Origin of the sequence: Streptomyces sp. NPDC006733, from assembly GCF_040636125.1 — a bacterium.
GTDB lineage: Bacteria > Actinomycetota > Actinomycetes > Streptomycetales > Streptomycetaceae > Actinacidiphila.
Genome location: NZ_JBEYJD010000021.1, coordinates 117,887 through 136,937 on the forward strand (window position 1 = coordinate 117,887; position 19,051 = coordinate 136,937).

At 73.3% G+C, this 19,051-nt stretch carries 16 protein-coding genes; 4 read left to right on the forward strand and 12 right to left on the reverse strand.

The features are described from left to right. Nucleotides 1-10 precede the first annotated feature (10 nt). Entirely contained in the window at nucleotides 11-610 is a 600-nt protein-coding gene (locus ABZ721_RS20220) for a TIGR03086 family metal-binding protein (protein ID WP_358790001.1), read from the reverse strand. Nucleotides 611-705: 95 nt separating this feature from the next. Between ABZ721_RS20220 and ABZ721_RS20225 the strand changes: the two genes are divergently transcribed. Beyond that, nucleotides 706-1,446, forward strand: a complete 741-nt coding sequence (locus ABZ721_RS20225; RefSeq protein WP_358790002.1) for a Sir2 family NAD-dependent protein deacetylase — start codon at nucleotides 706-708, stop codon at nucleotides 1,444-1,446. Here the strand turns inward: ABZ721_RS20225 and ABZ721_RS20230 are convergent. The 8 genes from ABZ721_RS20230 to ABZ721_RS20265 form a co-directional block, all read right to left on the reverse strand. Beyond that, nucleotides 1,418-2,845, reverse strand: a complete 1,428-nt coding sequence (locus ABZ721_RS20230) for an NAD(P)/FAD-dependent oxidoreductase (protein WP_358790003.1) — start codon at nucleotides 2,843-2,845, stop codon at nucleotides 1,418-1,420. The two genes, ABZ721_RS20225 and ABZ721_RS20230, sit on opposite strands and share 29 nt — an antisense overlap. After that, nucleotides 2,842-3,663, reverse strand: coding sequence for an inositol monophosphatase family protein (locus ABZ721_RS20235; RefSeq protein ID WP_358790004.1), 822 nt, complete (start codon nucleotides 3,661-3,663; stop codon nucleotides 2,842-2,844). The genes ABZ721_RS20230 and ABZ721_RS20235 overlap by 4 nt, the downstream gene beginning before the upstream one ends. Nucleotides 3,664-3,675: 12 nt before the next feature. Continuing rightward, on the reverse strand, nucleotides 3,676-5,196 hold the full coding sequence (locus ABZ721_RS20240) for an NCS1 family nucleobase:cation symporter-1 (protein WP_358790005.1): 1,521 nt from the start codon (nucleotides 5,194-5,196) through the stop codon (nucleotides 3,676-3,678). A gap of 35 nt (nucleotides 5,197-5,231) precedes the next feature. Continuing rightward, nucleotides 5,232-6,242, reverse strand: coding sequence for a TIGR03842 family LLM class F420-dependent oxidoreductase (locus tag ABZ721_RS20245; protein WP_358790006.1), 1,011 nt, complete (start codon nucleotides 6,240-6,242; stop codon nucleotides 5,232-5,234). Nucleotides 6,243-6,253: 11 nt separating this feature from the next. Beyond that, nucleotides 6,254-7,666 carry a dihydropyrimidinase gene (gene hydA / locus ABZ721_RS20250; protein WP_358790007.1) on the reverse strand — a complete coding sequence of 471 codons (1,413 nt, stop codon included), beginning with the start codon at nucleotides 7,664-7,666 and terminating at the stop codon, nucleotides 6,254-6,256. Beyond that, nucleotides 7,663-8,994, reverse strand: a complete 1,332-nt coding sequence (locus tag ABZ721_RS20255; protein ID WP_358790008.1) for an aspartate aminotransferase family protein — start codon at nucleotides 8,992-8,994, stop codon at nucleotides 7,663-7,665. Before ABZ721_RS20255 ends, hydA begins: the two co-directional genes overlap by 4 nt. 5 nt (nucleotides 8,995-8,999) lie before the next feature. Further along, nucleotides 9,000-9,842 (reverse strand): nitrilase-related carbon-nitrogen hydrolase, encoded by an 843-nt coding sequence (locus ABZ721_RS20260; protein WP_358790009.1) that lies wholly within the window; start codon nucleotides 9,840-9,842, stop codon nucleotides 9,000-9,002. A 200-nt stretch (nucleotides 9,843-10,042) separates the two neighbouring features. Further along, the gene (locus ABZ721_RS20265; RefSeq protein WP_358790010.1) at nucleotides 10,043-11,605 is read right to left on the reverse strand and encodes a hypothetical protein; all 1,563 of its coding nucleotides are present in this window, start codon (nucleotides 11,603-11,605) and stop codon (nucleotides 10,043-10,045) included. A 191-nt stretch (nucleotides 11,606-11,796) separates the two neighbouring features. Here ABZ721_RS20265 and ABZ721_RS20270 point away from each other — a divergent pair, with 191 nt between their 5' ends. After that, nucleotides 11,797-12,690, forward strand: a complete 894-nt coding sequence (locus tag ABZ721_RS20270; protein WP_358790011.1) for a hypothetical protein — start codon at nucleotides 11,797-11,799, stop codon at nucleotides 12,688-12,690. A gap of 10 nt (nucleotides 12,691-12,700) precedes the next feature. Here the strand turns inward: ABZ721_RS20270 and ggt are convergent, their stop codons facing one another. After that, nucleotides 12,701-14,518 (reverse strand): gamma-glutamyltransferase, encoded by a 1,818-nt coding sequence (ggt, locus tag ABZ721_RS20275; RefSeq protein ID WP_358790012.1) that lies wholly within the window; start codon nucleotides 14,516-14,518, stop codon nucleotides 12,701-12,703. Nucleotides 14,519-14,616: 98 nt separating this feature from the next. On the opposite strand from ggt, the gene ABZ721_RS20280 reads away from it, so the two are divergent. Further along, the gene (locus ABZ721_RS20280; protein ID WP_358790013.1) at nucleotides 14,617-15,378 is read left to right on the forward strand and encodes a hypothetical protein; all 762 of its coding nucleotides are present in this window, start codon (nucleotides 14,617-14,619) and stop codon (nucleotides 15,376-15,378) included. Here ABZ721_RS20280 and ABZ721_RS20285 read toward each other — a convergent pair. Together ABZ721_RS20285 and ABZ721_RS20290 are read right to left on the reverse strand one after the other, a co-directional pair. Then, on the reverse strand, nucleotides 15,347-16,117 hold the full coding sequence (locus ABZ721_RS20285) for a ZIP family metal transporter (protein WP_358790014.1): 771 nt from the start codon (nucleotides 16,115-16,117) through the stop codon (nucleotides 15,347-15,349). The two genes, ABZ721_RS20280 and ABZ721_RS20285, sit on opposite strands and share 32 nt — an antisense overlap. Before the next feature lie 116 nt (nucleotides 16,118-16,233). Further along, nucleotides 16,234-17,133: an SGNH/GDSL hydrolase family protein gene (locus ABZ721_RS20290; RefSeq protein ID WP_358790015.1), complete on the reverse strand. Its 900-nt coding sequence runs from the start codon at nucleotides 17,131-17,133 to the stop codon at nucleotides 16,234-16,236. Between the two features lie 271 nt (nucleotides 17,134-17,404). Here ABZ721_RS20290 and ABZ721_RS20295 point away from each other — a divergent pair, with 271 nt between their 5' ends. Continuing rightward, nucleotides 17,405-19,036 carry a CocE/NonD family hydrolase gene (locus ABZ721_RS20295; RefSeq protein WP_358790016.1) on the forward strand — a complete coding sequence of 544 codons (1,632 nt, stop codon included), beginning with the start codon at nucleotides 17,405-17,407 and terminating at the stop codon, nucleotides 19,034-19,036. The last annotated feature ends 15 nt before the right edge of the window (nucleotides 19,037-19,051 follow it).

Genomic DNA, 19,051 nt, shown 5'->3' on the forward strand with positions numbered 1-19,051 from the left:
GACGCCCAGGTCAGGCGGGCCGCGACCAGTTCGGGGAGCGGCCCAGTATCGCGACGATCCGGTCGAGCGGGTCGTCGGACCCCCCGTCGGCCACCTCGGGCCCGAACGCCGCGCCCTCGACCAGCCGGCCCTCCCCCGCCGGAACGGCCGCGGCCACCGGCAGCGCCGCCTCCAGCACCTCGGGGTCGAACTTCGCGTCGACACCGATCGCCCGCGCCACGTCCCAGCCGTGCACCACGGTGTCCACGAAGTGGAAGCCGATCGCCACCGTCGCCGGGAACGCCCGCCCGTCGCGGATCTCCGGCAGCCACCACCGCCGGTCCAGCACCCCCGACTCGCTGAACGCCGCCGCCACATCGGCGGCCGAGGCCGCGAACACCCCGGCCGGATCATCCCCCAGCGGCCGGTCCGCGAAGACCGACCGGTCCTTCGTCTCCCCCCGCGCCACGGCGGCGAAGCCGTGGTTCTGCCCCACCATGTGCTCCAGCAGCCGCCGCAGCGACCACTCCCCGCACGGCGTGGCCACATCCAGCGGGGTCGAGCCGATCCTTCCGGTGATCTCTTCCGCCGTCCGCAGCGCCTGCCGATGCAATACCCGAAGATCCGTCATACCGTGAACCGTAACCGCCGGGTACGACAATCCGGTCGGCCCGCCCCGGCGAAAACCCGCTCGTCCGCAGGTGAGTTGCCCCTTACGCTGCGAAGATGAGCAACCGCCAACCCCTCGTAGCGATCCTCAGCGGCGCCGGCGTCTCGACGGACTCGGGGATTCCCGACTACCGCGGCCCCAACGGGCTGTGGCGGCGCGATCCCGGTGCGGAGAAGCTCGTCACCTACGACAGCTACATGGCGGACCCGGACGTCCGCCGCCGTGCCTGGCTCATGCGGCGCGACAGCGAGACCTGGCACGCGCGCCCCAACGCCGCGCACCTCGCGGTGGCGGAGCTGGAGCGGTCCGGTGTGCCGGTCCGCGTCATCACACAGAACGTCGACGGGCTGCACCAGTTGGCGGGGCTGCCGGCCCGCAAGGTGCTGGAGCTGCACGGCACGGCCCGCGCCGTCGTCTGTACGCGGTGCCATGCCCGCAGCGGCATGGACACCGCGCTGGAGCGGGTGGCGGCCGGCGAGGAGGATCCGCCCTGCCTGGTGTGCGGCGGGATCCTGAAGTCCGCGACCGTGATGTTCGGGCAGCGCCTCGACCCCGAGGTGCTCGCGCAGGCGATGGCCATCGCGAAGGCCTGCGACGTCTTCCTCGCCGTCGGCACGACCCTGCGCGTCCAGCCCGCCGCGTCCCTGGCCGGCATCGCCGCCGAACACGGCGCCCGCCTGACCATCATCAACGCCGAACCCACCCCGTACGACGAGCTGGCGGCGGAAGTCGTCCGCGAACCGATCGGCACGGCGCTGCCGGCGCTGCTCAGCGGGCTCGCCTCGCCAGGGACCTGAGGACCGAGCGGGCCGCGTGGTGGCCGCTCATTCCGTGGACCCCGGGGCCGGGAGGGGTGGCGGAGGAGCAGAGGAAGACGTTGGGGCGGGCGGTCGCGTAGGGGTTCCAGGCGATCTTGGGGCGCAGGACCGTCTGGAGGCCGGCGAAGGCGCCGCAGGCGATGTCGCCGCCCACGTAGTTGACGTTGTGGGTGGCGAGTTCGGCCGGGCCGGCCACCGCGCGGGCCAGGACGAGGTCGCGGAAGCCGGGGGCGAAGCGTTCGATCTGGCGCTCGACGGCGTCGGTGGCGTTGCCGTGCCAGTCGTGCGGGACGTGGCCGTAAGCCCAGAAGACGTGCTTGCCCTCGGGGGCGCGGGTCGCGTCGACGACCGTCGGCTGGGAGGTGATCAGGAAGGGCGTCTGCGGCGGCCGGCCGCTCACCGCGCGGTTCAGCGCGTCGCCGATCTCGGTGTACGTCGGGCCGATGTGGACCGTGCCGGCCCGGCGGGCGTCGGGGGCGGTCCAGGGGACGGGGCCGTCCAGCGCGTAGTCGATCTTGAAGACGGACGGGCCGTAGGTGAAGTTCCGGTACGCGTCGCCGAGTCCGGCGATGCGGGCCAGGGCCGTCGGCGACGTGTCGAAGACGTAGGCCCGCGCCGGCGGCAGCTCGTCGAGCTTGCGGACCGTCACCCCCGTGTGGACGACGCCGCCCTGCTCCCTCAGGTACGACGCCAGCGCGTCCGCGATCGCCTGCGAGCCGCCGCGCGGGACCGGCCAGCCGACCGCGTGCGCGGCGAGCGCGAAGATCAGGGCGGTGGCGCCGGTCAGCGGCGAGGTGAGCGGGGTGATGGCGTGCGCGGCCAGCCCGGCCAGCAGGGCGCGGGCCTTGGGGTCGCGGAAGCGCCGCGCCAGCACGGCGACGGGCGGCAGCCCGGTCAGGCCGAAGCGGACGAACCGGTAGGGGTCGATGGGCACCCCGCGCCACTGCGGCCGCAGCAGGTCCGCGGCCATCGTGTTCCAGTGGCCGACGTACGGGGCGACCAGCCGCCGGTAGCGGACGGCGTCGTGCGCGCCGAAGGACGCGGCGGTCTCCCCCACCGAGCGCGCCAGCAGCGCGGCCGTACCGTCCGGGAACGGGTGCGCCATCGGCAGCTCGGGGTGCAGCCACTCCAGGCCGTGCGCGCGCAGCGGCAGCGCCTTGAAGGCGGGCGAGCCGGCGCCCATGGGGTGCACCGCCGAGCAGGGGTCGTGCCGGAACCCCGGCAGCGTCAGCTCCTGGGTCCTTGCGCCGCCGCCGACCGTGTCGGCCGCCTCGTAGATCTGTACGGACAGGCCCGAGCGGGCCAGCTCGGCCGCGGCCGTCAGCCCGTTCGGCCCGGCTCCGACGACCACCACGTCCACCACAGCGGTCCGGCTCATGACGCGCCCATCAGGTCGAGGATCCGCCGCGCGGTCGCGGCGTCGCGGGCGATGGAGAACGGCAGCGCGTTGCCGCCGGGGATGCGGAACGGCCCGCCGGCCGACGTCAGGCTCGCCCCGCCGGCCTCGGTCACCAGCAGCAGGCCCGCCGCGTGGTCCCAGGGCAGTTCCCAGAAGAAGGCGACGCCGTCCACCCCGCCCCGGGCCAGCTCCAGGTACTCGATGCCGGCGCAGGTGCACGAGCGGGTCACCGCACCGCCCGCCTCCAGCCGCCGGATCAGCAGTTGCTCGTCCTCGCTGCGGAAGACGGGGTTCGAGATGGAGACCCGCAGGACGCCGTCCGGCGCGGCGGCCGTGCGCATCGGCTTCCCGTTGAGGTGGGCGCCCGCGCCGCGCCGCGCGGTCGCCATCAGCCCGCGCTCGGGGACGTAGGTCCAGGACGCGAGCGGCTCGCCACCCTGCACGAGGGTGACGAGCGTCGCGTAACCGTCCTCGCCGCGGACGAAGTTCGAGGTGCCGTCGACCGGGTCGACGACCCACACCGGCTCGTCGCCGTCGAGCCGCTTGAGGACGCCGGCGTCGGCGCTGACCGCTTCCTCGCCGACCACCACCGAGCCGGGCAGCAGCGCGGTCAGCTCCTCGGTGAGCCGTTCCTCCGCCCGGCGGTCGGCGGTGGTCACCAGGTCGTAGGGGCCGTTCTTCTCGATCACGTCCTCGGCCGCGAGCTGCCGCCAGCGCGGCGTGACCTCCTCCGCGACCACGGCCCGCACCACTCGCTCGACGGCTGCGAGCAGTTCCTCGTTGACCTCGTTGACCATGGCTCCATCAAATCAGACCGGAGCGGCGTCCCGGCGTACGGTTCGCCGGAGCAGGGGGTACATCAGCGCCGTGTAGAGGACGAGCGCCGAGCCGAGGCCCACCGCCCAGCCGTAGTCGGCGAGCGGCTTGAGGAACGGGATCATCCCGTCGGCGGGGAACGGGCCCTCGCCGGGCTTCGAGTGGGAGCCGCCGATCGCCAGCAGCCCGCCGACGGCGAAGGCGGCCACCGCCCGCCAGTTCCAGCCGGCGGTGTACCAGTAGCGGCCGCCGGGGGTGTAGAGGTCCGCCAGGTCCAGGACGGTGCGGCGGATGATCCAGTAGTCGGCGATGAGGATGCCCGCGACCGTGCCCAGCAGCCCGCCGACCACGCCCAGCCAGGTGAAGATGTAGAACTCGGGGGTCTCGATGAGCTTCCACGGGAAGATCACCACGCCCACCACGCCGGTGATCAGCGCGCCCGTGCGGAAGTTGATGTACTTCGGCGCGAGGTTGGACAGGTCGTAGGCGGGCGACACCACATTGGCCGCGATGTTCACACTGATGGTCGCGATGAGGACGGTCACCAGCGCGAAGACCAGGCCGAAGACGTTGTCGGTCTTGGCGGCCAGGTCGACCGGGTTCCAGATCGGCGCCCCGTAGACGGCCTGCGAGCCGGAGGTGACGAGCACCGACAGCAGGGCGAAGAACGTCATCGTCGTCGGGAGCCCCAGGGTCTGGCCCCAGATCTGGGCCCGCTGCCCGGCGCCGAAGCGGGTGAAGTCGGGGATGTTCAGCGACAGGGTGGACCAGAAGCCGATCATGCCCATCAGCGACGGGAAGAAGACCGGCCAGAAGTCGGCGCCCCAGCCGAGCTTCGACGGCTGGTCGAGCAGCGGCCCCAGCCCGCCGGCCTTCACCGCTATCCAGACCAGCAGCACCACGGCCCCGACCAGGACGAACGGCGCCGCCCAGTTCTCGAAGCGCCGCAGGGTGTCCATCCCCCGGTAGATGATGGCCAGTTCCAGGGCCCAGAAGGCCGCGAAGCACAGCCACATCGTCCACGGGTAGCCGCCGATCCTCCCGACGTCCGCCCAGCCGCCGCCGATGATCTTGCCGAGCAGGACGAAGATGCCCTGGCCGCCGATCCAGGTCTGGATGCCGAACCAGGCGCAGGCCACCGCGGCCCGCACCAGCGCCGGCAGGTTGGCCCCGCGCAGCCCGAACGAGGCCCGCGCCAGGACCGGGAACGGGATGCCGTACCGGGGTCCCGCGTGCCCGGTCAGCAGCATCGGGACGAGCACGATCACATTGGCCAGGGCGATCGTGAGGACCGCCTGCTTCCAGTCCATGCCGAGCGCGACGAGTCCGGAGGCGAGCGTCCAGGAGGGGATGTTGTGCGCCATCCCGATCCACAGCGCGGTGAAGTTGTACGTCGTCCACGTGCGGCGCGCCACGGGGACGGGCAGCAGGTCCTCGTTGGCGAACCGGGTGTCGGGCAGGGCCGCGCCCTCCGGCAGTTCGACGCGGTCCCCGGGGGATGCGGTGATGGTCATCGACACCTCGTTCTCTCGGTCAGCCCGGCACGGGGTCAGCCCAGCACGGGGATGATGTGCTCGCCGTAGGCGTCGATGGTCGACTCCTTGGCGTCGTGCATGTCGTACAGGGCGAACTGGTCGACGCCGAGGGCGCGCAGGTGTTCGAGCTTGGCGAGGTGCGCCTCGACCGGCCCGAGCAGGCAGAACCGGTCGACGATCTCGTCGGGGACGAAGGCGGTGTCGGGGTTGCCCGAACGGCCGTGGTGGGCGTAGTCGTACCCCTGGCGCTGCTTGATGTACGCGGTCAGCTCGTCGGGCACCAGGCCGGAGTGCTCGCCGTAGCGGGAGACGAGGTCGGCGACGTGGTTGCCGACCATGCCGCCGAACCAGCGGCACTGCTCGCGCGCGTGCGCCAGCTGCTCGGCGCTGCCGTCCGTGACGTAGGCGGGTGCGGCGACGCAGATGGTGAGGGCGGACGGGTCGCGTCCGGCGGCGGCCGCCGCGTCCCGGACCGCGCGGATCATCCACTCGGTCAGGAACGGGTCGGCCAGCTGCAGGATGAACCCGTCGGCCTTCTCCCCCGCCAGGGCCAGCGCCTTCGGCCCGTAGGCGGCCATCCAGACGGGCAGCTTCCCGTCCTCGACCCACGGCAGCCGCATCGGCGTGCCGTCGACGGACGCCTCGCGGCCCTCGGCGAGGTCCCGGATGACGCCCATCGCCTCGCCGACCCGCGCGAGGGTGTTGGGCTTGCGCCCGGCGACCCGCATCGCCGAGTCGCCGCGCCCGATGCCGCACACCGTGCGGTTGCCGTACATGGAGTTGAGGGTGGCGAAGGTCGAGGCGGTCACTTCCCAGGTGCGGGTGCCGGGGTTGGTGACCATCGGACCGACGATCAGCTTGCGGGTGTGTTCGAGGATGCGGCTGTAGATGACGAAGGGCTCCTGCCAGAGCACGGCGGAGTCGAAGGTCCAGCCGTGGGTGAACCCGTTGCGCTCCGCGCGGCGCATGAGGCCGACGACACCGGAAGCGGGCGGATCCGTCTGCAGGACGAGGCCGAAGTCCATGGGCGGTGCTCCTAGATCAGGTACTGGCAGGTGCTGCGCGGGGTGTACTGGCCGTGCCCGGCCCGCCCCACGTACGTCCGGTCGGTGATCACGCTCTCGCCGCGCGACAGGACGCTCTCGACCCGCCCGGTGAGCCGCTTGCCCTCGTACGCCGAGTAGTCGACGTTCATGTGGTGGGTCTCGGCGGAGACGACCTGCTCGGCGTGCGGGTCGTAGATGACGATGTCGGCGTCGGAACCGGGCGCGATGGTGCCCTTGCGCGGGTAGAGGCCGAACATCCTGGCCGGGGTGGCGCAGGCGATCTCGATCCAGCGGCGCCGGCCGATCCGTCCCTCCACGACCGCCTGGTGCAGCAGGTCCATCCGGTTCTCGACGCCCGGCAGACCGTTGGGGATCTTGGAGAAGTCGCCGCGGCCCAGCTCCTTCTGCCCGGTGAAGCAGAACGGGCAGTGGTCGGTGGAGACGACCTGCAAATCGTTGGTGCGCAGCCCCCGCCAGAGCGCCTCCTGGTGCTCCTTGGGGCGCAGCGGCGTGGAGCAGACGTACTTGGCGCCCTCGAAGTCCGGCTCCGCGAGGTTGTCGGTGGACAGGAACAGGTACTGCGGACAGGTCTCGCCGAAGACGTTGAGGCCCTTGTCGCGGGCCTGCGCCAGCTCGGCGAGCGCCTCCTCGGCGGAGACGTGCACGACGTACAGCGGTGAGCCCGCCACCCGCGCCAGCTGGATGGCCCGGTGCGTCGCCTCGGCCTCCAGCAGGGCCTTGCGGACCTCGCCGTGGTAGCGCGGGTCGGTGCGGCCCGCCGCCAGGGCCTGCTGGACGAGGACGTCGATGGCGATGCCGTTCTCGGCGTGCATCATGATCAGGCCGCCGTTGCCGGCCGAGCGCTGCATGGCGCGCAGGATCTGGCCGTCGTCGCTGTAGAAGACGCCGGGGTAGGCCATGAACAGCTTGAAGCTGGTCACGCCCTCCTCCACCAGGACGTCCATCTCCTTCAGCGAGTCCTCGTTGACGTCGGACAGGATCATGTGGAACGCGTAGTCGATCGCGCACTGGGCGTCGGCCTTGGCGTGCCAGGTGTCCAGGCCCGAGCGCAGCGAGTGGCCGACGCTCTGGACGGCGAAGTCCACGATCGTCGTGGTGCCGCCCCAGGCCGCGGCCCGGGTGCCGGTCTCGAAGGTGTCGGACGCGGCGGTGCCGCCGAACGGCAGCTCCATGTGCGTGTGCGCGTCGACGCCGCCCGGGATGACGTACTTCCCGGCCGCTTCGACGATGCGGGCGTCGCCGGTGGTCCAGCTCTCCGCGACGGGTGACTCGTGGGCGGCGAGGGCCACCACCCGGCTGCCCTCGATCAGCACGTCGGCGTGGATCTCGTCGGCGGCGGTGATGACGAGTCCGCCGCGGACGACGGTGCGTGCGGTGGTCATGGCCTGCCTCCGGCGAGCTTGTCCTGGGTCAGCCTGAGCGCGTCCTCGAGGGCGCTCGCGCCCTCCTCCGCCTCGGCGACGCTGAGCGTCAGCGGCGGTGCGATGCGCAGCGCGTTGCCGCCGCGGCCGCCCTTGCCGATCAGCAGCCCGAACTCGCGGGCCGCCTCCAGGACCAGGCTCGCGGCCCGCGCCGACGGTTCGCCGGTGCCGGGTTCGACGAGTTCGACGCCGAGCATCAGCCCCCGGCCGCGGACCTCGCGGACCATCGGCAGCCCGGCGCCGATCGCCTCCAGCCGGGACTTGAGCAGCCCGCCGACCCGGCGGGCGTTGCCCTGCAGGTCGTGGTCGACGAGGTAGGTCAGGTTGGCGAGCGCGCCCGCGGTGGTGATCGGGCTGCCGCCGAAGGTGGAGATGGAGTTCGCGGTCAGGCAGTTCATCACCTCGGCGCGGGCCACGACGCCGCCCATGGACATGCCGTTGCCGATGCCCTTGGCGAAGGTCAGGATGTCCGGCGGGCCGGCCTGGTCATGGGCCTGCCAGCCCCAGAAGTGGTCGCCGGTGCGGCCCCAGCCGGTCTGCACCTCGTCGCTGATCCACAGGATGCCGTGCCGGTCCAGGACGCGCTTGAACGCGGCCAGCAGGCCGTCCGGGCCCGAGGTGAAGCCGCCGACGCCCTGGATCGGCTCGGCGATCAGCGCGGCGACGCTGCCGTTCGCCTGGCCGAGGATGTCCTCCAGGTCGGCGACGCACGCGGCGGTGAACTCGGCGTCGTCCAGGTGCGCGTACGGGCCCCGGGTGCGGATGCCGCCGTGCACGTACAGCGTCTGCAGCGGGGAGAGGCTGGTCGGCGACCAGGCGGAGTTGCCGGTGATGCCGATCGAGGTGAACGAGCGGCCGTGGTAGCTGTTGCGCAGCGCCAGGACCTGGTTCGAGCGCCGGTACGTGGTGGCGAGCAGCAGGGCGGTGTCGTTCGCCTCGGTGCCGGAGGTGGTGAAGAAGACCCGGGCGTCCGGGATGCCGGACAGCCGCGCGACACGCTCGGCCAGGTCGACGGCCTGCCGGCTCAGGTAGAGCGTCGAGGAGTGCAGGATCCTCCCGGCCTGCTCGGTGACGGCGGCGGTGACCTCCGGGAGGGCGTGCGCGGTCATCGTGGTCAGGATGCCGCCGAAGAAGTCGAGGTAGCGGTTGCCCTCGGCGTCCCAGACGTGGCGGCCCTGGCCGTGGGTGATCTCGATGGGCTGGTCGTAGTACGTGGCGACCCAGTCGGGCATGACGGCGCGGTGGCGGGCGTGCAGGGCGGAGTGCTGGTTCTCGGTCACGGTTGCCATAACGATCAAGCCTCCGTGAGGTCGCCGTAGGCGTCCGGCCGGCGGTCCCGGTAGAACGCCCACTGCTGGCGCACCTCGTCGATGAGGTCGAAGTCCAGGTCCCGGACGACCAGCTCCTCCTTGGTGTCGGAGGCGACCTCGCCGACGAACTGGCCGCGCGGGTCGACGAAGTAGCTGGTGCCGTAGAAGTCGTTGTCGCCGTACTCCTCCTGGCCCACCCGGTTGATGGCGGCCACGAAGTACTCGTTGGCGACGGCGGCGGCGGGCTGCTCCAGCTGCCACAGGTAGCCGGACAGGCCGCGCGAGGTCGCGGACGGGTTGTAGACGAGCTGGGCGCCGGCCAGCCCCAGGGCGCGCCAGCCCTCGGGGAAGTGCCGGTCGTAGCAGATGTAGACGCCGATCCGGCCGACGGCCGTGTCGAAGATCGGCCAGCCGAGGTTGCCGGGCTTGAAGTAGAACTTCTCCCAGAACCCCTTGACCTGCGGGATGTGGTGCTTGCGGTACTTGCCGAGGTAGGTCCCGTCGGCGTCGATGACCGCGGCGGTGTTGTAGTAGAAGCCGGACTGCTCGACCTCGTACACGGGGACGACGATGACCATGCCGGTCTCGCGGGCGAGCTCCCGCATCCGCTGGACGGTGGGTCCGTCCGGGACCGGTTCGGCCCAGCGGTAGTGCTCCGCCTCCTGGACCTGGCAGAAGTAGGGGGCGTTGAACACCTCCTGGAAGCCGATGACCTTGGCGCCCTGGGCCGCGGCGGCCCGGGCGTACTCCTCGTGTTTGGCGATCATCGATTCGGTGTCACCGGTCCAGGTCGCCTGGACGAGCGCGGCACGTACGACGTTGCTCATGAGCAGCTCCTCTGACGTGGCATCACGTCCGGTCTACGCACGTAGATTCCGGCCGTGTGGAAGAACGTAGAAGCGCCCTACCCGCTCTGGCAAGACCGCTACCGTTACTGGCCCGGGACGATCCGGTTTCCCGCACGGTCGGGGCAACCGGCCGCCGCCCCGCCATGGCGGCGTGCTCCCCGCCGGTGGTTCCCGCGCGCTCAGCGGTCCGGCAGGCCCGCGCGGCGCAGCGCGGCCGCGAGGTCGCGGCGGCGCGGCTTGGAGACCAGCGCGGCGGCTTCCAGCAGCGGTGCGGCGAGGGCGGGGTGCACGGCGGCGACGGCAGCGGCCTCCTCGGGCGGCCGGGCCCTGGCCACGGCGCCCAGCAGCGTTCCGGCCTCCTCGTCCCGGTGCTCCGCGTACAGCGCCGCCGCCAGCACCGCGACCTCGGCGGCGGGGCGCGCCGCCGCCTGGTGCAGCAGGGTGCGGCAGTCGTCCGTGCGGCCGGCCTGCGCCAGGGCCGCCGCGGCGGCGGCCAGCCGCTCCGGCGGCAGGACGGCGACCTCCCACAGCAGCGTCGCGACGTCCGCCGCGAGGCCGGCCCGCTCCAGCTCGCGGGCCAGCACCGGCAGCGCGGCGGCCGGGCCCGCCGCCGCCTCGCACAGCACCACGTACGCCTCCCCGCCGCGCTCGGCCCGGCGCAGGGCGCCCAGCCGGGCCGCCTCGGCGCGGGCCGCCGCCTGCCGCGGACCGGCGTCCGGGGCGGGGGCTACGGTCCGGGGCGCAGGCTCGGCGGCGGCCCCGGCGAAGCGCGCGCCGCGTGGCACGGGGGCGGGCGCGGGGGCGCCGGGCCCCTCGGACAGCGGATCGTCCGCCGCGGCCGTGCCGTCCGTCCCGGCCTGCCCGCCATACACGGCGTGCGGGGCGTTCGGGCCGGTCGGAGGGTTCGGGTCGGACGCGTGGTTCAGGTCGTTCGGGTCGATCGGGTCGTACGCGTCGTCGAACTCCGTCGCGAAACGGGCGCCGCGCGGGCGGGAGCCGGCGCCGCGCCCGGCCGCCTTGGGGCGGCGCCTGCCCCACCCCGCCCGCGCGGGCGGTTCGGCGGGTCCGGGGTCGTCGGCGGGCTCGGCTCCCCCGGCCTCGCCCGGCCCCGGACCGGCCGGGGCGGGCGCCTTCGGGCGGAACCAGTCCTCCGGCGCGGGAGTCCGGTGCGCGGCCGTCCGGTCCGCGAAGTGCGCTTCCGCGCCCCGGGACTCGACCGCGTCGAGCCTGATCTGCAGCTCCACGCAGCGCGCGCCCGCGCGCTCCCGGTCGTCGCGGGCCCAGGCGAGGGCGTTGGCCAGCCGCCCCGCCGCCACGGAGCGGGGGTCGGCGCCCGTCGCGGCGTAGGCGTTCACCGCGTGCGCCGCCTCCCGTTCGCGCAGCACGGCGTCGTGCCGCTCGCGGAGCATCGCGTCCAGCCGGGAGCGCAGCGCCGCTCCGCTGCCGGGGGCCGCGTCCCAGCCGGCCGCGGCGGCCCGGTACAGCCGCTGGGCGCGGCCGACCTCGGCCGGATCGACCGGGGCGCCCCGCAGGGCGGCGAGATCGTGCAGGACAGCGTGCACCACGTCCCAGGGCACCAGCTCCGCGCCCGCCTCGTACGCGTTCACCGCGGCCGGGTCGTGCCGCGCCAGGGCGCCGTACCAGCCCGGCGCGTCCGCCAGTCCGGCCACCAGCCGCCGGAAGTGCTCGGTGAACTCCCTTGTTGAATCGGCCAGTTCGGTTCCGGCGCCGCGCTGTGTCATCACTGCTGCCTCTCCGCCCCGCCCCGGGGGCATGCGGTTTTGTCCCGGCATTCGACACCCTTGGTGTTACGTGACGGCTACGGGGAGTTTTCGTCCGCGCGCCGCGGCCGCCCCAACTCCCCTACCGGGCAAGCCGGCCACGGTGGTGATTCCTCTGCGCGGCCGCCCGCCGGTCCGCGACACTGGCCGCTATGCGACTTCTCCGCACGTTTCCCCCTGCGGCGGCCCTGACCGCCGTCGCCGCCGTGCTCGCCCTGAGCGCCGCTCTGACCGGGTGTTCGGACTCCTCGGACGGCAAGGACGGCAAGGCCACGTCGCCCCTGCTGTCCGGTCCGAGCCGCACGGGCGACGTGACCGCCGCGGCCACCACGCCCGCCTCCGGCCGGACGTCGGCCACGTACACCCCGCGCTCGGCGCCGGGCGACGAGACGCTGCGGCGCACCGCGGAGCTGCTGCGGGCCAGGGCCAGGGCCATCGGGCTGCAGGACGCGAAGATCGAGGTGCGCGACGGCACGATCACCGCCACGACCCCCGGCGACACCGGTGACCGGCTGCGGCAGCTGGCCGTCAGGGCCGAGCTGGGGTTCCGTCCGGTGCTGGGCTCCGACGCCACGGTGCCGCCCGCACTGCAGGCGCGGTACGCCGCCTACGACTGCAAGGCGCCGGCCGCCGGCCCCGCGGCGGCCCCGGAGGCCCCGACGGTCGCCTGCGACAAGACACCGGTGAAGTACGTGCTCGGCCCGGCCGCTCTCACCGGCCGGGACGTGACCAGCGCCAAGGCGCAGCTCGACCCGCAGAGCGCCGCCTGGATCGTGAACCTGGAGCTCACCACGGCGGGCGGGGCGAAGTTCGCCCAGGTGACGGGCGCCCTGGCCCAGCAGCAGGCGCCCGCCAACCAGATCGGGATCATGCTCGACCGCGCGATCGTCTCGGCTCCCTCCGTGGCCCAGTCCATCACCGGCGGCAAGGTCCAGATCAGCGGCAACTTCACGCGCGCCTCCGCCGAGGACCTGGCCGCCCAGATCAGCTCGGGGGCGTTGCCCGTCGAGCTGATCGTCTCCGACGTCACCCGGATTCCGTCCTGAGCTGACGGCCTCAGTGGCTCGGGCGGACCACCATCGCCGAGCCGCCGCCGCGGCGGACCGTCTCGGCGGCGGCGAGCCAACGCCCGTCGGGCAGCCGCTGGATGCCGGTCGCCGCGCCGATCTCCGGGTTCTGCGTGAAGACGTGGCCGAGAGCTTCGAGCCGCGTCCTGGTCGCACTGGTGAACAGGGCCGGTTCGAGCTCGGTGGCCGCCGCGTTGCGCTGGCTGGCGCGCGGCGCGGCGATCGCGTCGACGAGCGGCAGCCCGCGGTCGACGTGCTCGGTGAGGACCTGCAGCACGGTGGTGATGATGGTGGAGCCGCCGGGCGAGCCGAGCGCGAACGCGGGGCGGCCGTCCTTCAGCACGATCGTCGGGGAGATCGAGGAGCGCGGGCGCTTGCCGGGGCCGGGCAGGTTCGGGTCGTGGACGGCCGGGTTGGCGGGGGCGAACGAGAAGTCCGTCAGCTCGTTGTTGAGCAGGAAGCCGCGGCCGGGGACGACGATGCCGCTGCCGCCGGTCTGCTCGATGGTGAGGGTGTACGCGACGACGTTGCCCCACTTGTCGGCGGCGGTCAGGTGCGTGGTGTTCTCACCCTCGTACGTCGTCGGCGCGGCCGTGCCGGTGCCGCCGCAGGCGGCCGGGTGGCGCGGGTCGCCCGGCGCCAGCGGGCTGGTGAGCACCGCGTCGTCCTTGATGAGGCAGCCGCGCGAGTCCGCGTAGCGCTGCGAGAGCAGGCCGCGGGTCGGGACGTCCTCGAAGGCCGGGTCGCCGAGCCAGCGCCCGCGGTCGGCGAACGCGATCCGGCTCGCCTCGATGTAGCGGTGCAGGTACTGGGCGTCGGTGGCCTTCGCCGGGGACAGGTCCGCCCGCTCCATGATGTTGAGCGCCTCGCCGACCGTCGTGCCGCCCGACGAGGACGGGGCGATCGAGTAGACGTCGTAGCCGCGGTAGGAGACCTGGGTGGGGGCCTGCCGCCGGGCCGCGTAGCCGCGCAGGTCCGCCGCGGTCAGATCGCCGGGCCGCACCACACGGGTGGCCTTCGGGTCGACCGGGGGCTTGCGGACCGTCGTGACGATGTCCGCGCCGATGTCCCCCTGGTAGATCGCGCCGACGCCCTTGCGGCCCAGCTCCTGGTACGTGCGGGCCAGGTCCGGGTTGGTGAGCGTGGTGCCGACGGCGGGCGGGGCGCCGTTCGGCAGGAAGAGCTTCGCGGTGGCCGGGAAGTCCTGGAAGCGGGCCTGGTTCGCGGCGGTCTGCGAGCGGAAGGTCTCGTCGACGGTGAAGCCGTCGCGGGCGATCCGCTCGGCGGGCTTGAGCAGCTGCGCCAGCGGCCGGCTGCCCCAGCTGTCGAGGGCGGTGGCCCAGGTGGCGGGGGTGCCGGGGGTGCCGACGCTCAGGCCGCTGGTGACCGCGTCGGCGAACGGCAGCGGTTTGCCGTTCTCCTGGAAGAGCGTCTCCGTGGCGCTCTTCGGGGCGGTCTCCCGGCCGTCGATGGTGAACACCTTGTGCAGCCGGGCGTTGTAGTAGACGAAGTACCCGCCGCCGCCGACGCCCGCCGAGTACGGCTCGGTCACGCCGAGCGCCGCGGCGGTGGCCACGGCCGCGTCCACGGCGTTGCCGCCCTGGCGCAGCACCTCGATCCCGGCGGCCGAGGCGTCCGCGTCCACGCTGGCGACCGCGCCCCCGTAACCGGTCGCGACCGGCACCTTCGCCGGTGCGCCCCGTACGTCCCGCGCGTCCGACGCGGCCGGTGGGGCCGCGGCTCCGACCGTGACGACGGCGGCCGTGACGGCCAGCAGTGACAACCTCCGGGCGGCGGGGAGACGCATGCGGCTTCCTCCAGTCAAGGGCGGTCCGGGCAGCGTAACTTGGGTGCGCCGCTTCCGTCAGGAGCGCGTTCGGTCGAACACCGCTACGATGCCCGGCCATGAGCGATGACGTCCGCAATATCGTGCTGGGCCTGGCGGCCAGCGCCATCAGCGCGGCGCTGGGCTGGTTCGTCCGCACTTATGTGTGGCGCCGGAAGCTGCACCGCAAACAGCGTTTCTTCGGGCTGCCCAGCGGCTCGGAATGCCTCCTGGTGGTGCCGCGCGACCCCGGCTCCCGGGTGTGGAGCGTGGCCCGCCACGACGCGTTCGCGCTGCTGGAGCTGGCCGCGCTGATCAAGGAGTGCGGCGCGCACGCCGAGATCCTGCCGCACGACACGGCCTGGCAGGGCTTCGGGGCGCGCACGGAGTTCTGCGTGGGCGGACCCGTGGCCAACCACCGGCTGGCGGCGCACCTGCGCTCGATGCTGCCGGGCATCGAGGTCAACACCGACGCCTCCCCCGGGCCCGACCAGGGCGCCTTCACCATCGACGGCGAGACGTACCGGATGGAGAAGGGCGGCGTCGAGTACGTCCTGCTGGCCCGGCTGGCCGCCGTACGGGACGCCGGGAACGACCGGCCGGTCTTCCTCTCCTCCGGCCAGCGCGGCGTCGCCAACCAGGCGGCCGTGCGGTACCTGGCGCGGCACCATGTGCGGCTGGCGCGCAAGCACGGCATCGACGGCACGTTCTGCCTGCTGCTCAAGGTCGTCAACTCGCAGGCCTACGGACCCGACGTCGTCGAACTCGTCGCCGACGTGACGCGGGCGGCGCAGACCGTCCCGGCCCCGGTCAGTCGGCCAGACCGATCACCAGCCACATGACGGCGCACCCCGCGACGGTGCACAGCAGCGTCGAGCGGGACGGGTGCGGGCTGTGCGCCTCGGGGAGGATGTCGGAGGTCGCCAGGTAGAGCAGGAACCCGGCGAAGAACCCGAGGTAGAGGCCGAGCGCGCCCGGCGGGATGGTGAAGGCGAGGGTGATCGCGGCGCCGATCACCGGAGCGATCGCGTCGCAGCCCAGCAGCACGAGGGCGCGCCCGCGGCCGTTCCCGTACAGCCGGGTGATCGTGTAGGTGTTGAACCCGTCGGCGAAGTCGTGCGCGACGACGGCGATGGCGACCACCAGCCCGACCGTGCCGCCGGCCTGGAACGCGGCACCGATCGCGAACCCGTCCATGACGCTGTGGCCGACGAGCGCCGAGGCGGCCGTGAGCCCGATGCCCTTGACGGGTTCGCCGGGGGCGGCCGGCGCCGGGCCGTGGGCGTGCGTGTGGGTGTGGGCGGCGTACTCGCCCTCGTGGGCGCGGTGGATCGCCACCGACCGCTCGACGATGTGCAGGGCGAGGAAGCCCGTGACGAACATCAGCAGCGCGGCGGGCACGCCGTGCACGTCGTCGCCCTGCAGGTCCAGCGCCTCGGGCAGCAGGTCGAAGCCGACCACGCCGAGCATCAGCCCGGCGGCCAGTCCCAGCACCAGATGGCGGCGGTCGCCGATGTGCTGCGCGACCAGGCCGCCGATCAGCGTCATCACGAACGCGCCGAGGGCCACCAGCACCGCCATCCGCGTTCACCCGCCTCCGCCGCCGGCCAGCCCGCCTGCGCCCATGATCGGCGAAGGGGGCCGGCCGCGCGAGTCGGGGCGGGTCGGGACGGACCGGTTCCGGACGGCGCCGGGCCTCAGTGGTGGCGGCAGTGCGGGTCGATCCGGTCGAGCACGGCGACGGCCATGGCCTGCTCGCCCTTGGCGTTGGGGTGGGCGGGCGCGGCCGGGGAGGCGGGCACCAGCGGCTCGATCCAGCGGTCGGCGGGCGCCTTGCACATGTCGTGCCCGACGGTCGGCCGGTAGGTGTCGACGTACTCGGCGTGCGCGGCCCCGGCCTGCTTGCGCAGCATCGCGTTGAGCCGCTTCTCGGTGTCCTTGAGGTACCCGAAGTCCTGGTCCGCGAAGGGCACGGCGGGGCGGCAGCCGACGCCGTCGTCCGGCAGCAGGTCCGGGTAGCCGACGACGACCACGCGGGCGTGCGGGGCCCGGGAGTGGATCGCGCGCAGCACGGCCGCGATCTTGGGGGCCGTCTGCTGGATGTTGACGGCGAGCTGGTCGGTCCCGGAGGCCGTGTAGTGCCTCTGACAGGGGTTGCCGGTCGGGTCGGTGGCGCTCAGCGCGGCGCAGGTGCCGATGATCGTGCCGAAGCCGACGTCGTTGCCGCCGATCTGCAGCGTGACGAGGTCGGTGCCGCGGTTCAGCGCGTCGAGCTGCGGGCCGTTGGTGCCCTGCGGCTTCCACATCTCGGCGGTGGTGGCGCCGCCGCAGCTGACGTCCTTGACGGCCGTGAAGTGCTGGTCCTGGGCGACCAGGGACGGGTAGTTGCGGCTGGAGCGCGCGCAGTTGGCGTCCACCTGGTCGGGGATGCCGGGCCCCGAGGTGTACGAGTCGCCGAGCGCCACGTAGCTGACGCCGTGTCCGTGGCCGAAGTGGCCGGGCCGGCCCGAGTGGGCGGCGGCCGGGGAGGCCAGGCCCGCGGTGAGGGCCAGGGCCCCGCCGAGTGCTGCTGCTGCCAGGACGGTGGTGCGGGCCATCGGTACCCCCAGTGTCGACGGTGACGAGCCTCAGATTCGGCGTGCACGGCGCCGGGTGTCAATGACCTTGACGAAAGATCGTTCGACCGCCGTCGGCCGGCGGCGGCTCCCCGGGACACCGCCGCACGCTGCCACGTGGCGTTCCGCCGTCCGGTGGGCTGCCGGGGCCCCCAGAGATCGTTACCCGTGCGTAACATGCGCGCCTATTACCGCTGGTAAGCCCGCGAGGTTACTCTCCAGTCACTTTGCATCCGGCCAGACAGGAGCAGTCATGAGAGCAACCACAGCGGGTGTCGTCGGCGCGGCACTGCTCGCCTCCACGGCATTCGGTCTGGCCCCACTGGCCCAGGCCGCCCCGGCGCCCGCGGCGGTCACCGCCGCCGCCCAGGCCGCCTCGACCTTCCGGTTCGTCGACATCCCGGGCTCCGGCGGCATCACGCTGAAGGGCAACGTCTTCACCCCCGGCGGATCCGACGGCTCGCGGACCTACCCCGTCGTCGTGCTCCCGAGCAGCTGGGCCATCAACGACCTGGAGTACATCGCCCAGGCCAAGCAGCTCGCCGACTCCGGGTACGTCGTCGTCAGCTACACCTCCCGCGGCTTCTGGCTCTCCGGCGGGCAGATCGAGACGGCAGGCCCGCCCGACGTGGCCGACGTGTCCAAGGTCATCGACTGGACGCTCGCCAACACCCCCGCCGACCCGGACCGCATCGGCATGGCGGGCGTCTCGTACGGCGCCGGCATCGGCCTGCTCGGCGCCGCGCACGACCCGCGCGTCAAGGCCGTCGTCGCGCTCAGCGGCTGGGCCGACCTCATCGACTCGATCTACCAGGGCCGCACCCCGCACCTGCAGGCCGCCGCCCTGCTCGGCGGCGCGGGCTACCTCACCGGCCGCCCGAGCCCCGAACTGCAGAAGATCCTGGGCAACTTCCTGACCGCGAACCTCGCCGCCGAGGACGAGATGATCGCCTGGGGCAAGCTGCGCTCGCCCGCGACCTACCTGGACCGGCTCAACGCCAACGGCACGGCGGTCATGCTCGCCAACGCCTGGGGCGACAGCCTCTTCCCGCCCAACCAGTACGCGAAGTTCTACGAGAAGCTGACCGGCCCCAAGCGCCTGGAGTTCCGGCCCGGCGACCACGCCACCGCCGAGGCGACCGGCCTGCTGGGCTTGCCCAACGACACCTGGGCCAGCTCCAAGCGGTGGCTCGACCACTACCTCAAGGGCGTGGACAACGGCATCGACCGGGAGCAGCCCGTCCAGCTCAAGTCCCGGTCCACCGGCGCCTACGAGAGCTACGACAGCTGGGCCGCGGTCCCGTCCCGCACCAGCACCCTCAAGCTCGGCGCCAAGGGGCTGCGCACCGGGGAGCTCGGCGGCGACGCCGGTTCCGGCTGGCGGACGACCATCGGCACCAACATCGACTCGGGCGCCGACGGCGGGATCATCTTCCTGTCCAGCCTGCTCGACCAGTTCGCCCAGGCGCCGCCCGTCGCCTCGATCCCGCTGCTGCCGCGCGCCTTCGCCACCGTCTGGCAGTCCGCCGCGTACGGCACCGCCCAGCACGTGCGCGGCACCGCGACGCTGCACGCCACGCTGACGCCGTCCGCCGCTGACGGGACCGTCATCGCCTACCTCTACGACGTCGACGCCCTGGGCACCGGCAAGCTCGTCACGCACGCGCCCTACACCTGGGTCGGACGCACCCCCGGCAAGGCGTTCACCACCGACCTCGACCTGCTCTCCACCGCCTACGACGTCCCGGCCGGCCACCGGCTGGCGCTGGTCGTCGACACCGTCGACCCGCTCTACATCGAGCAGAACCCGGCCTTCGCCACGGTCACCGTCTCCTCGCCGTCCGCCGACCCGTCCTGGCTGTCGGTCCCGCTGCACGACCAGTAGGCCGCACCCGGCCCG

Coding starts and splice junctions, on each gene's coding strand:
- ABZ721_RS20290 (WP_358790015.1), bottom strand. CDS start 17,133: ATGGCCCGCACCACCGTCCTGGCAGCAGCAGCACTCGGCGGGGCCCTG.
- ABZ721_RS20255 (WP_358790008.1), bottom strand. CDS start 8,994: ATGGCAACCGTGACCGAGAACCAGCACTCCGCCCTGCACGCCCGCCAC.
- ABZ721_RS20260 (WP_358790009.1), bottom strand. CDS start 9,842: ATGAGCAACGTCGTACGTGCCGCGCTCGTCCAGGCGACCTGGACCGGT.
- ABZ721_RS20230 (WP_358790003.1), bottom strand. CDS start 2,845: ATGAGCCGGACCGCTGTGGTGGACGTGGTGGTCGTCGGAGCCGGGCCG.
- ABZ721_RS20240 (WP_358790005.1), bottom strand. CDS start 5,196: ATGACCATCACCGCATCCCCCGGGGACCGCGTCGAACTGCCGGAGGGC.
- ABZ721_RS20270 (WP_358790011.1), top strand. CDS start 11,797: ATGCGACTTCTCCGCACGTTTCCCCCTGCGGCGGCCCTGACCGCCGTC.
- hydA (WP_358790007.1), bottom strand. CDS start 7,666: ATGACCACCGCACGCACCGTCGTCCGCGGCGGACTCGTCATCACCGCC.
- ABZ721_RS20285 (WP_358790014.1), bottom strand. CDS start 16,117: ATGGCGGTGCTGGTGGCCCTCGGCGCGTTCGTGATGACGCTGATCGGC.
- ABZ721_RS20220 (WP_358790001.1), bottom strand. CDS start 610: ATGACGGATCTTCGGGTATTGCATCGGCAGGCGCTGCGGACGGCGGAA.
- ABZ721_RS20295 (WP_358790016.1), top strand. CDS start 17,405: ATGAGAGCAACCACAGCGGGTGTCGTCGGCGCGGCACTGCTCGCCTCC.
- ABZ721_RS20245 (WP_358790006.1), bottom strand. CDS start 6,242: ATGGACTTCGGCCTCGTCCTGCAGACGGATCCGCCCGCTTCCGGTGTC.
- ABZ721_RS20235 (WP_358790004.1), bottom strand. CDS start 3,663: ATGGTCAACGAGGTCAACGAGGAACTGCTCGCAGCCGTCGAGCGAGTG.
- ABZ721_RS20225 (WP_358790002.1), top strand. CDS start 706: ATGAGCAACCGCCAACCCCTCGTAGCGATCCTCAGCGGCGCCGGCGTC.
- ggt (WP_358790012.1), bottom strand. CDS start 14,518: ATGCGTCTCCCCGCCGCCCGGAGGTTGTCACTGCTGGCCGTCACGGCC.
- ABZ721_RS20265 (WP_358790010.1), bottom strand. CDS start 11,605: ATGACACAGCGCGGCGCCGGAACCGAACTGGCCGATTCAACAAGGGAG.
- ABZ721_RS20280 (WP_358790013.1), top strand. CDS start 14,617: ATGAGCGATGACGTCCGCAATATCGTGCTGGGCCTGGCGGCCAGCGCC.